Here is a 12841-nt window from a genome sequence, read left to right on the forward strand (position 1 = left end):
AACGAAAAATAGAGATTTTTTTAATGAAATACAAAATTCTACCGGTATCTATTATATATATTAACGAAAACATGATAAATCAACGATTAGATAACTTCATGCATAGTCGATTTAAAAATATACCTAAAAGCATGATTTATCGAATTATTAGAACAGGTAAAATTCGAATTAATAAAAAAAGAATATCACCACATTATAAGTTAAAAATTGGAGATATGCTGAGAATTCCACCGATAAGGTTATCATATTATTCAAAAAATACTTTTTTTCCCTTAGAACATGCTACAGTTTTATTAAATAGCATTTTATATGAAGATAACGATTTATTAATTATTAATAAACCTTCAGGAATAGCAGTACATGGAGGAAGTGGACTAAATTTTGGAGTTATAGAATATTTCCGAAAGTTGCGTCCACTAGATAAATTTCTTGAACTTGTTCATCGTATTGATCGTGAAACATCAGGTGTTTTAATATTAGCAAAAAAACGCGTATCTTTAACATTTCTACATGAACAATTAAGAGAAAAAAAAATTAAAAAAGAATATATAGCATTAGTACATGGTGCTTGGCCCTTTCAAATCAAAAAAATTACCGAACCTCTATTAAAAACAAAATTACACAATAAACAAAGAAAAGTTTTAGTAGACTCTATTGGTAAACCTTCACAAACTTATTTTACAATAAAAAAACGATTCTCTTCATCAACTTTACTTTCAATTGTACCAAAAACTGGTCGAACACATCAAATTCGTGTACATACTGCACATATCGGACACCCTATATTATTTGATAAACGTTATGGGGAAAATAGTTTAGATAATAATATAAAAAATAAAACTAATATTAACAGACTCTTACTACATTCATCTGTAATTCATTTTATTCATCCTAAAAATGGTAAAGAAATTTGTATAAAAGCACCTTTAGATTCAGATTTTAAAATGATCTTAAATACTATAATATAGTTTATCAAAAATATTTCTATTTAAAAAAAAATATTTTTTATATTCATTCTAATACATTAATTGTTTTAATACATTTAAAAGAGAAAAAATAATATGGCTGTTCAAAAAAATAAACCTACTCGTTCTAAAAGAGGAATGAGACGTGCTCATGATTCTTTAACAGAACCAACTCTATCTATAGATAAATTTTCTGGAGAAACTCATATCAGACATCATATTACTCTTAATGGTTATTATAAAGGCAAAAAAGTTATTTAAAAAAATTCAAAAAATAGTGCTTATTTAACAAGCACTATTTTTTATAAAAAACCACTTTTATTTTAAATTTAAATAATATTTTTTATATAATTAAATAAATCAATTTTGAAAATATACATATATTTTTATATTTTTAAAAACGTAAAAAAGATAAAAAAAATCTATAATGATATTGTCTTATCCTATATCGTTAAAATAAGGTAATTATAATGACCTTTTTTGCAATGTTATTTCCAGGACAAGGTGCGCAATATATAGGTATGTTATCTTCATTTTTGTACAAAAATAATAATATATTTAAATATACCTTTGACGAAGCATCTCATTATATTCGTTTTAATTTATTAAAATTGATAGAAGAAGGACCTCATAAAAAACTAAATCAAAGCAAATATGCTCAGGTAGCAATATTGACTTCATCTGTATCAATATATCGTCTCTGGCATAATAAAAATGGAAGACCTCCATCATTAATGTCTGGACATAGCCTTGGAGAATATTCTGCTCTTGTATGCTCTGATTCAATAAAATTTTCTGATGCATTAAAAATTGTTTTTCTGCGAGGTATATTGATGCAAAAAATAACTATAAACCGTCCAAGTTTAATGCAAGCAATTATTAATATAGACCAAAAAATAGTTAAAAAAGCATGTTTTATGGCTTCAAGCAAAAAAGTAGTATCTTTAGCAAGTGTAAATTCTTATAATCAAAGCGTTATTTCTGGTGACAAATCTGCTGTATATAAAGTTAGTGAATACTGTAAAAAGTTGGGTGCTCGACATGTATTTAATTTAAATATTAATATACCTGCACATTCTAAATTAATGCAACCAATAGCTGAAAAATTAAAAAATATATTAAAAGTTATTACTATAAAAAAACCAAAAATTCCAATAATTAATAATGTTGATGTAAAAATTGAAAAATCTAGTAATAAAATTAAAAATGCATTAATTAAGCAAATGTATAGTACAGTTAGATGGAAAGAAATTATAGATTTAATACAATTAAAACAAATTTTTACCATGATTGAAATAGGACCTAATAAAATATTAACTAACTTAAATAAAAAAAACAAAAAGATTATTTCATTAAGCACAAACAATTTAAAAAATTTTTTAATAACATTTCAAACAATTAACAAAGGAATTAATGAATAAAAACAAAAAAACTGCATTAATTACAGGTGCGAATCGTGGGATAGGAAAGGCCATCGCAAAAAAACTAATTACAAAAGGTATACAAATTATTGGTACATCTACTACACAAAATGGCGTCGATATAATTAATAATTATGCAAAAGAGAACGGATTTGGTTTTATTTTAAATTTAAAAAATAGCAACACAATTATAAAGATAATACAAAACATTTGTGAAGAAAAATATCCTATTGATATACTGATTAATAATGCAGGAATAAAAGAAGATAAATTATTAGTTAGTATGAATTCCACAGAATGGGAAAAAGTAATTCAAATAAATTTAACATCAATATTTTATCTTGTAAAATCAGTAATTCGTCCTATGATCAAGAAAAGAAAAGGACGAATTATTACTATTAGCTCTATCATTGCTTATACCGGAAATAAAGGACAAGTTAATTATAGTAGTTCAAAATCAGGACTTATAGGATTCCATAAATCGCTAGCATTAGAAGTAGCATCTAAAGGTATTACTGTCAATATTGTTGCACCAGGTTTTATTCAAACAGATTTCACAAGCACATTAAATACAACACAGTATCAAAAATATTTATCTCAAATACCTATGAAAAGACCAGGAAACACTGAAGAAGTAGCTCATGCTGTAGCATTTTTAGCTTCAGAAAAAGCATCTTATATTACAGGTCATACATTACATATAAATGGTGGTATGTATATGATATAATATTCTTATCTCTTATTAATTTATACAATCTTATATCAAAATAAAATGGAATATTTTAAATATGAACAATATCGAAAAACGTATAAAAAAAATAATTACTGAAAAATTAGATATAAAAGAAGAAGAAATTTTTAACACTGCTTCTTTTGTTAATGATCTTGGTGCCGATTCTCTTGATATAGTAGAGTTAATTATGTCTTTAGAAGAGGAATTTAATATTGAAATATCAGACGAAGAAGCAGAAACAATCAATACCATACAACAATCAATTGATTATGTTAAAAATCGTGTATCAAAATAAAAGAATAAATTATTCATCTATTTATTTTTATAAAAAATAATCTAGTACAAATTAGATATAATTGAAATTATATCAATAAATTGTTAAAAATAAAAAAATGAAAAATAATAAATTTATTGTAATCGAAGGATTAGAAGGCGCAGGTAAAACTAATGCTAGTATGTGTATTAAAAATACATTAAATCAAAAAAACATTAAAAACATAATATTAGTACGTCAACCAGGTAGTACACCTATTGCAGAAAAAATTAGAAAATTAATAAAAAATAAATTTGACTCAGACGAATTAACTAAAGAAACAGAATTATTATTAATATATGCGGCAAGAATACAATTAGTTAAAAAAATAATTAAACCAGCATTGAAAAATGGCATGTGGGTCATTTCTGATCGTCATGATTTATCTTCTTTAGCTTATCAAGGTGGTGGATTAGGTATTAAAAAAAAAATAATATCTCAATTAAAAAATTTATTTTTAAAAGATTTTGTTCCAGATTTAACTGTTTATTTAGATGTAGCTCCAAAAATTGGTCTAAAAAGAGCATTAAAAAGAAATACATTAGATCGTATTGAATGCAGAAGTTTAAACTTTTTTAAAAAAACTAGAAAGATTTATTTAAAAAACATATCATTAGATAAAAAAATAATTAAGATTAACGCTAATCTAAACATTGATACTGTTAATAAGAATATTGAAAAAAAAATATCAAATTGGCTTCAGAAAAAAAATATATGAAATTATATCCCTGGCTAATAAAACCATACAATAATATTGTTCAACAACATATAAAAAAAAAAGCTCATCATGCTGTTTTGATTAAAACACAACGAGGAATAGGAGTATCTTTATTAATTTGGTTTATTAGTAGATGGATTTTGTGTCTTAAACCTGTAGGAACAAAATTTTGCAATGAATGTCATGGATGTAAATTAATGTCTTTTAAAAGTCATCCAGATTGGTATTATTTTCAATCTGAAAAAAATAATTTTTTTAATATTGATTATATACGTATTATTAATGAAAAAATATTTACATGTTCACGACAGGGTGGATCTAAAATAATTTTTTTACCTGATACTGAAAAATTGACAGAATCAGCAGCTAATGCTTTTTTAAAAACATTAGAAGAGCCTCCAAAAAGAACTTGGTTTTTTCTAGTTGATTATAAAAATTTAAATTTACATTCCACATTGAATAGTCGTTGTCTAATATATCAATTATTTGCTCCAGATGAGAAAGATAGTTTAAATTGGTTAAAAAACAATACAGATAAAAAAAACAGATCATGTTTAACTGCATTACGAATTAATCAAGGCCTGCCTATATCTGCAAAAAAATTTATTAATGGAGAAATATGGATAGAAAGAATAAATTTTTATAAATGTTTGTTTAATGCTTTTAAAAATAAAAATCTATTAAATATTTTACCAAAACTAAATAAAAAAAATAGTACAATTCAAATTAATTGGATATGTTTTTTACTCTTAGATTCTATTAAATTTAATTTAAATCAAAAAAAACATTTAATAAATCTTGATCAAATAAAATTAATTCAATTTCTTTCTTTTAATTATACACATGTTATTTTAGATATTAGTATTCGTACTTGGATGAAATGTCAATACAGACTAATACAAATATCTGGAATTAATCATGAATTGTTATTATTAGAACAACTGCTAAAATGGGAAAAAATATTAAATATAGAATTTTTACAAACATAATAAAGTGATACAAATAAAAAAGAGATTAAATTATGTTCTTGATTGACTCACATTGTCATATTGATCGATTAAATTATAATTTATTACATAAAAATATAGAAGATGTATTAAATAAATCATTTAATAATAATGTAAAACAATTTTTAACTGTATCAACTTCTATAAATAATTTTTATAAAATCAAAAATTTATGTCAAAAATACATTTCAATTTTTTATTCTTGTGGAATTCATCCTTTAAATTGTGAAAAAGAATTGATTAATTTTTATACAATAAAAAGTATTTTTAAAAAAATAGAAGATTTGTCTTCTGATGAACGCGTAATAGCACTAGGGGAAACCGGGTTAGATTATTTCTATTCATCTGACAATAAAAATATTCAAAAAAAATTTTTTAGAGAACACATTCGAGCTGCAATAAGATTAAAAAAACCAATTATAGTACATTCTCGTCATGCCATCGATGATACTATAAAAATACTACAAGAAGAAAAAGCAGAAAAATGCCAGGGAATATTACATTCATTTACTGAAAATTATAATTCAGCACGTAAATTATTAGATATAGGTTTTTATATTTCTTTTTCTGGAATTATTACTTTTAAAAACTCTGGAGAGTTAGAAACTACATTAAAAAAAATACCATTAGAACGTTTATTAATAGAAACAGATTCACCATATTTATCACCTGTTCCCTATCGAGGAAAAGAAAATCAACCTTCATATTTATTTGAAATAGCAAAAAAAATTTCTATATTAAAAAAAGAAAACGTAGAAAAAATATCAAAAATTACAAGAAAAAACTTTTATACATTATTTAATGTACAAAAAATTTTATGATAACTTTGTAACAAACTTGTTGAATTTAAAAAAAAATTTTAATTTTAATTTCTTTTCTTTAAAGAAAGAAAACATTGAAATAAAAAACGTATTATATATACAATATATTTAGGAGTGTTTTAATATGTTTAAAAACACATTTGCCAATCTCCAAAAAATTGGCAAATCACTAATGTTGCCTGTTTCTGTACTACCTATTGCAGGAATATTGCTTGGCATAGGATCTGCTCACTTTAGTTTATTACCTGATATTATTTCTCAAATAATGGCTCAAACAGGAGGTTCTGTATTTAGTAATATGCCTTTAATTTTTGCAATTGGTGTAGCTCTTGGTTTTACTAACAATGATGGTGTTGCAGCTTTAGCTGCAGTGGTTGCTTATGGTATTTTAATACAAACATTATCTGTAGTCGAACCAATAATTTTGCATACTACTATTGATGTTATTCAAAATAAGCATCTTGCTGATACTGGTATACTAGGAGGTATTATTTCAGGTGCAATTGCAGCATATATGTTTAACAAATTTTATCGTATCCAATTACCTGAATACTTAGGTTTTTTTGCTGGAAAAAGATTCGTACCTATTATTTCAGGATTATTTGCAATATTTATCGGATTAATATTATCTATAATATGGCCTCCTATTGGACATAGTATTCAAATTTTTTCTCAATGGGCTGCTTATCAAAATCCCATTCTTGCTTTTGGACTTTATGGATTAGTAGAAAGAGCATTAGTACCATTTGGTTTACATCATATATGGAATGTACCATTCCAAATGCAAATTGGAGAATATACTAATGCCGCAGGACAAGTATTTCATGGAGACATTGCACGATATATGGCTGGAGACACTACAGCGGGAAATTTATCAGGAGGTTTCATTTTTAAAATGTATGGTTTACCTGGCGCTGCTTTAGCAATTTGGCATTCTGCTAAAAAAGAAAATAAAAGTAAAATAGGTAGTATTATGGTTTCGGCAGCATTAACTGCTTTTTTAACAGGTATTACTGAGCCAATTGAATTTTCATTTATTATTGTAGCACCAGTATTATATGTTATTCATTCTATTTTAGCTGGATTATCTTTTCCTTTATGCATTTTTTTAGACATGCGAGCAGGAACAAGCTTTTCACATGGATTTATAGATTTTATAGTATTAAGTGGAAATAGTCATCATATATTTTTCTTTCCAATTATTGGTATACTTTATGGATTACTATACTATAGTATTTTCTATTTATTAATAACTCGTTTTGATTTAAATACACCAGGGCGAGAAAAAAATAAAAATACTATCTTGTCAAAAAGCAATATTGAAATAGCACCATATATTGTTCAAGCTTTAGGTGGAAAAAATAACATTAAAAATTTAGATGCATGTATTACTAGACTGAGAATTACTGTTTTTGAAATCAAACAAGTGAATAAAGAAGATTTACACAATCTTGGCGCAGCAGGAATAATTATATCAGGATCAGGAATACAAGCTGTTTTTGGTACTAGATCTGAAAATATTAAAACTGCTATAGATATATATATAAAAAAAAACATTATATCTTAAAATAAAGGAATTTTTTATCATGAAACATGAATCACTTTTTCAAGACATCATTAATAAAAAAACACCAGAAAATATTATTTATCAAGATACAATAGTGACAGCATTTAAAGATATAAATCCTAAAGCTCCAGTGCATATATTAATTGTACCTAATATTTTTATTTCATCATTAAATGAGATTAATGAAAAAAACAAAGACATTTTAGCACATATGTTTTCTATTGCTATAAAAATTGCTAAACAAAAAAAAATTAGTAAAGAAGGATATAAAATAATTGTTAATTGTAATAAGAATGGAGGACAAGAAATAAATTATCTTCATATGCATTTATTAGGCGGAAAAAAATTAAATTCATTATATTAATAATTATTACTTAATAAAATATTTATATATGAAAAAAATTTCTCTATTTTAAATTAAAGGATGATATTTGAGTAAATATTTAATATGTATATTTTTGACTATAATTTTTATAACTGGTTGTTCATTTTCTAATCATCTAGAAAAAACTCTCGTAAAAATAAAAAGTTTAAATTTTTTTTCACAAAAATCAAAAAATATTTCATTGAATTTTAATTGTGCCTTAGAAAAAATTATTTTAAATTTATTATCATTAAATGATGTATCAGTTGATAATAAAATATTGTTTTTTGTAGATATATTAAAAAATAAATCTCACTCTACTATAGACACAAAAAAATTAACAAATTTAATAAAAAATGAAATTTCTAAACATACTAATCATGTTTATTTTTTTGACAACAAAACAATTAATGAAAATAAAAAAAAATTAGGAATTTTAAATATAAAAGATTCAATAAATACCAGCACTGCTATTTTATTATCTAGAAACAATAATGTGAAATATTATCTTTACAGTTGTCTTGATGAAGAAAAAAATTTTTTTTTATTAAAAATACAATTAACACTGGTTAAAACCGGAGAAATAGTATTTTCACAAATAGAAAGGTTTTACGAGTAATACTATTAAAAAAATTCAAAATAAAATGTTTTTTCATATCTACAACTATCATAGCATAAAGAAAATTCTACATCCTTCACGAATATATCTTATTTTTAATAAGAGCAGTTCTTTCTACTGAAATGTATATAGTTAAAACACTATATTATTTTTTAACATATAAAAAATAGATTGTGCTATTTATAACTCAGTAGAAAGTTCTAACTCTTAATGATTAAAAAAATTATATAATATTTTTAATATTAAAGAAAAAATATTATCTTTTATAAAGATATTAGAATTGATAAACTATTCCTGCACCAAGAACATTGTCTGTAGAAATATTATTTTTTTTAACATAATCATTATTACTCTTTAATAAATTAATTTTATAATTCATATAAGTAGAAATATTTTTATTAAATTCATAACGAGTAGAAATATTAATTTGTTTTGCTAATTCAAAAGCGTTATTATTAGATGTATTTACTATACTTGAATTTATTTGTCCTTTAGAATCTAAATAACTTAAAGAAGGATGAAATCCAGAGTGAAAATTATATTCTGCAATAGCTTCAATATTTTCTATTTTACCTACAGATTTTTCAGTAGATCCGTCTTGTTTTTCATGAAGATCAAATGGTGTTAAATTACTTCCTACACCATAAAAAGCTGCAATATATATATCATTTGCATCATACTTAAAACCTAATCCATATGCATCTACGGAATTGAGAGCTTCTTTTTTATCAGACTTTAATTTTTCGGAAGAGAAAAAAGAACCTACAGCAGTAAGTCCTACGTCAGTTTCATATTTTAAAGATGCACCCCAGGCAGAACTATTTTTTTGATTATCTTGTTTGTTTTTCACTTGATCTGCATATTGAAGTCCAATACTAATTCCATCTAATAAACCAAAAAAATTATTATTTCTATAAGTCAGTAAACTATTATTTCTTCCTAACATATAATTATCATTATAAGAAAAAATACTATCTTGAGTAATATATGGTATATGATTAGTTAATAATTGCGCGTCATGTAAAATTCCATAATTACGACCATAATCTATTGAACCCCAATTACCATACTTAAAACCAGCATATCCTAAACGCACAGCATTAGTTTTTTGTGTAGTTAAAAATTCTTCTGGAGCATTAACATACGTTTTATATTCAATATTTGCATAACTTAATAGTTCATCACTAATGTTTACTTCTCCTGATAAACCTAAAATAGCGTTTGTATTATCATGATGAGAGTTAATCGTTTTAGACAAAAAACCATGAGATAATTCATGATTAGGATTCATACTACCGTGCAACTCTAATTTATTACCATTTTTATTAAAAATTTCTAAAGCATTAACTCCATTACTAGCAGCTAATAATATTGGTATTACTATTGCTAAAGATTTACGATTTATCATAATTTTATGCTACCTTTTTAGTAAATTTAATTGCAATAAATATGAATTTAAATTCAGATAAAACAACTATTATTGTTATAGATTGAATATTCCTATTCAATTTTCAAAAACTGACTTAATGAATATTACAAAAAACAAAATTAAAAATGAGAATTTTTTACAGTACGTGGAAATGGAATAATATCTCGTATATTTGAAACTCCAGTAATATAAGATATTAGTCGTTCGAAACCCATCCCAAAACCTGAATGTGGAACTGTACCGTATCGACGAAGATCTCTATACCACCAATAGTCTTCTTTTTTTAATCCTAATTCTAACAAACGTTCATCTAAAATAGAAAGTCGTTCTTCTCGTTGTGAACCACCTATTAGTTCTCCAATATTTGGAACTAATAAATCTATTGCTGAAACAGTTTTTTTATCATCATTTAATCTCATATAAAAAGCTTTTAGTTCCTTAGGATAATTTTTAATAATTACAGGAACTTTAAAATGTTTTTCTACAAGAAAACGCTCATGTTCAGAAGCTAAATCAACACCAAAAAAAACAGATTTTTTAAATTTAATGTTAGAGTTTAACAAAATATTTATAGCATCTAAATAATTTATACGTACAAAATTTGTTTGTAAAAATTGTTTCAAACGAATAACAATATCATTATCAATATAACTTTTAAGAAAATTAATATCTGGCATACAATTTTGTAAAAGAGATTTGAAAACATATTTTAACATATGCTCAACAAAATCTGATATATCATTTAAACTTGTAAAAGCTGACTCTACTTCTAGCATCCAAAATTCTGCTAAATGACGACTCGTATTAGAATTTTCTGCACGAAATGTAGGACCAAAAGTATAAACTCTAGATAAGGCACAAGCATACGTTTCTATATTAAGTTGTCCCGAAACAGTTAAAAAAGATTCTTTACCAAAAAAATCTTTTTTAAAATCAACGGAACCATCTTTATTTTTAGGAATGTTGTTCATATCTAGTGTTGAAACACGAAACATTTCTCCAGCACCTTCAGTATTTAAACCAGTGATAATAGGTGTAGGAACCCAATAATAATTATTTTTTTGTAAAAAGCAATGTAATGCTTGTAATACATGATTTCTAATTCGTACTATTACACCAATTAAATTAGTTCTTGCTCGTAAATGAGCTACTTCTCTTAAGTATTCTACGCTATGTTTCTTAGCAGATATCGGATAAGTATCCGGATTTTCTATCCATCCTAAAATTTTAATTTGTGTCGCTTTAATTTCATATTTTTGTTGATTTCCAATTGATAATATTAATATTCCAGTAAGAATAACAGAACATCCAATTGTTAAATGTAATATTTCTTTATAATAATTAGATAAAGAATTATTCGCAACTACTTGTATCGAATAAAAACATGAACCATCATAAATTGTAATAAAAGAAAAGCCAGATTTTGAATTTCTGCGGTTTCGAACCCATCCACAGACAGTAATGGAAGTATTTACTATAATATCATCTTTATATATATCTGATATTGATACTGTATTCATAAAATCTTTCCTTTTATACTTATATTTAAAATAGTTTCTTATAAAAATAATTTTTCTAATAAAAAAATTGTTAATTTTTATTTAAAAAAATATCAGTGCTATTTTTTTTATAACAAAATTTTTATACAATCTAAATTAGATCTGTTTTCTTGATGGTATATCAAAAACATTATATAAAATTTTTAAAAAATTTTTATCTGAACAAAATGTTTTACCTGGACTATCAGATATTTTTGCAACAGGTTTTCCATTACATTCTGTTAATTTAATTACAATATTCAATGGTTTAACATAAGGAATATCACAGGTTAATTTTGTTCCTATTCCGAAAACAACGTTAATCCTACGACTAAATTTTTTATAAAGAGAAATAATTTTTTTGAAATTCAAGTTATCTGAAAATAATAATGTTTTAGTACCAGGATCTACTCCTAATTTTTCATAATGTTGTAAAGCCTTTTCACCCCATTTTACTGGATCGCCTGAATCATGTCTGATCCCTTTATAAGAAGAAGTAAAAAATAAATTAAAGTCACGTAAAAAGGCGTCCATAGTAATAGAATCTGTTAATGCAATACTTAAATGACTTCCGTACTGATCCAACCATTTTTGCAATGCTAAAGTTTGACTTTTTTTTAAATTAGAACTAATTTGTTGGTGTGCTTGAAACCATTCATGAGCTTGTGTTCCTACTGGTGATAAATTTAATATTCTTGCTATATGATAATTACTTGAACCAATTAGAAAAGGAAATTTTTCTTTTAACCTTTTAACAATAGAATATTGTACATCATAAGAAAATCTTCTTCTTGTACCAAAATCAACAATCTTTAAATGAGATAAATCTATATATTTAGTGTAATGAAAAAAATTTTTTAATTTTAAATCTAAATGTTCTATAGCATTTTTAGAACTTATTTTGGGAGAAAAGTTACTATGAAATACTTCACTAATTAATGCTAATATAGGAACTTCCCATAATATTACTTCTTTCCATAATCCACTTATACGAATGTGTAATTGTCCTTGATAATTATTTATTTTCACTTGTGAAATATTATAACGAAATTTTTTCAACCAATGTAAATATTCTTGTTTAAAAAATGGAAAAGAGTTCATATAAATATATTCTTCATGACTTAAAGATAAAGATCTCATCATGCTAATTTGTTCTAATAAAACATGAGAATAACAGCCTAAAAAATTATCTCCTCTACAAATAAACTCTGCGACTACATCTACATTCTTATAATTATAAAAAATAGCTTGTTGCATATGAAGTTTATATGCGTCAGTGTCAAGTAAAGTTTTTACTATTGGATAATCATATCGTTTCATAATATATTTTATATTTTTATTATACT

General features: G+C 24.4%; 14 protein-coding genes. 11 read left to right on the forward strand and 3 right to left on the reverse strand.

All coding sequences use genetic code 11. The features are described 5' to 3' along the window. Positions 1-23: 23 nt before the first annotated feature. The 11 genes from rluC (at position 24) to AB4W64_RS01840 (ending at position 8528) form a co-directional block, all read left to right on the forward strand. Positions 24-968 (forward strand): 23S rRNA pseudouridine(955/2504/2580) synthase RluC, encoded by a 945-nt coding sequence (rluC, locus tag AB4W64_RS01790; RefSeq protein ID WP_367677793.1) that lies wholly within the window; start codon positions 24-26, stop codon positions 966-968. A 93-nt stretch (positions 969-1061) separates the two neighbouring features. Then, positions 1062-1226: a 50S ribosomal protein L32 gene (gene rpmF / locus AB4W64_RS01795; protein ID WP_367677794.1), complete on the forward strand. Its 165-nt coding sequence runs from the start codon at positions 1062-1064 to the stop codon at positions 1224-1226. Positions 1227-1435: 209 nt separating this feature from the next. Then, positions 1436-2386, forward strand: a complete 951-nt coding sequence (fabD, locus tag AB4W64_RS01800) for an ACP S-malonyltransferase (RefSeq protein WP_367677795.1) — start codon at positions 1436-1438, stop codon at positions 2384-2386. Continuing rightward, complete coding sequence (gene fabG / locus AB4W64_RS01805) at positions 2379-3113, forward strand: 3-oxoacyl-[acyl-carrier-protein] reductase (protein ID WP_367677796.1); 735 nt, start codon at positions 2379-2381, stop codon at positions 3111-3113. The genes fabD and fabG overlap by 8 nt, the downstream gene beginning before the upstream one ends. A gap of 61 nt (positions 3114-3174) precedes the next feature. Then, positions 3175-3414 (forward strand): acyl carrier protein, encoded by a 240-nt coding sequence (acpP, locus tag AB4W64_RS01810; protein ID WP_367677797.1) that lies wholly within the window; start codon positions 3175-3177, stop codon positions 3412-3414. Between the two features lie 97 nt (positions 3415-3511). Further along, on the forward strand, positions 3512-4150 hold the full coding sequence (gene tmk / locus AB4W64_RS01815; protein WP_367677798.1) for a dTMP kinase: 639 nt from the start codon (positions 3512-3514) through the stop codon (positions 4148-4150). After that, a complete protein-coding gene (locus tag AB4W64_RS01820; protein WP_367677799.1) occupies positions 4147-5139 on the forward strand; it encodes a DNA polymerase III subunit delta' C-terminal domain-containing protein in 993 nt (330 codons plus the stop codon). The genes tmk and AB4W64_RS01820 overlap by 4 nt, the downstream gene beginning before the upstream one ends. A 32-nt stretch (positions 5140-5171) precedes the next feature. Then, positions 5172-5978 (forward strand): TatD family hydrolase, encoded by an 807-nt coding sequence (locus AB4W64_RS01825; RefSeq protein ID WP_367677800.1) that lies wholly within the window; start codon positions 5172-5174, stop codon positions 5976-5978. 124 nt (positions 5979-6102) lie between these two features. Beyond that, entirely contained in the window at positions 6103-7545 is a 1443-nt protein-coding gene (ptsG, locus tag AB4W64_RS01830; RefSeq protein WP_367677801.1) for a PTS glucose transporter subunit IIBC, read from the forward strand. A gap of 19 nt (positions 7546-7564) precedes the next feature. Then, positions 7565-7909, forward strand: a complete 345-nt coding sequence (locus AB4W64_RS01835) for a histidine triad nucleotide-binding protein (protein ID WP_367677802.1) — start codon at positions 7565-7567, stop codon at positions 7907-7909. 67 nt (positions 7910-7976) lie between these two features. After that, a complete protein-coding gene (locus AB4W64_RS01840) occupies positions 7977-8528 on the forward strand; it encodes a hypothetical protein (protein ID WP_367677803.1) in 552 nt (183 codons plus the stop codon). Between the two features lie 274 nt (positions 8529-8802). Here AB4W64_RS01840 and AB4W64_RS01845 read toward each other — a convergent pair whose 3' ends face one another. The 3 genes from AB4W64_RS01845 to pncB all read right to left on the reverse strand — a co-directional run bounded on the left by AB4W64_RS01845 (position 8803) and on the right by pncB (position 12815). Further along, the gene (locus AB4W64_RS01845; RefSeq protein WP_367677804.1) at positions 8803-9936 is read right to left on the reverse strand and encodes a porin; all 1134 of its coding nucleotides are present in this window, start codon (positions 9934-9936) and stop codon (positions 8803-8805) included. Positions 9937-10076: 140 nt separating this feature from the next. Beyond that, the gene (gene asnS, locus AB4W64_RS01850) at positions 10077-11477 is read right to left on the reverse strand and encodes an asparagine--tRNA ligase (RefSeq protein WP_367677805.1); all 1401 of its coding nucleotides are present in this window, start codon (positions 11475-11477) and stop codon (positions 10077-10079) included. Between the two features lie 135 nt (positions 11478-11612). Next, positions 11613-12815, reverse strand: a complete 1203-nt coding sequence (gene pncB, locus AB4W64_RS01855; RefSeq protein ID WP_367678295.1) for a nicotinate phosphoribosyltransferase — start codon at positions 12813-12815, stop codon at positions 11613-11615. Positions 12816-12841 lie beyond the last annotated feature (26 nt).

The organism is Buchnera aphidicola (Brachycaudus tragopogonis), assembly GCF_964059175.1.
GTDB lineage: Bacteria > Pseudomonadota > Gammaproteobacteria > Enterobacterales > Enterobacteriaceae > Buchnera > Buchnera aphidicola_BM.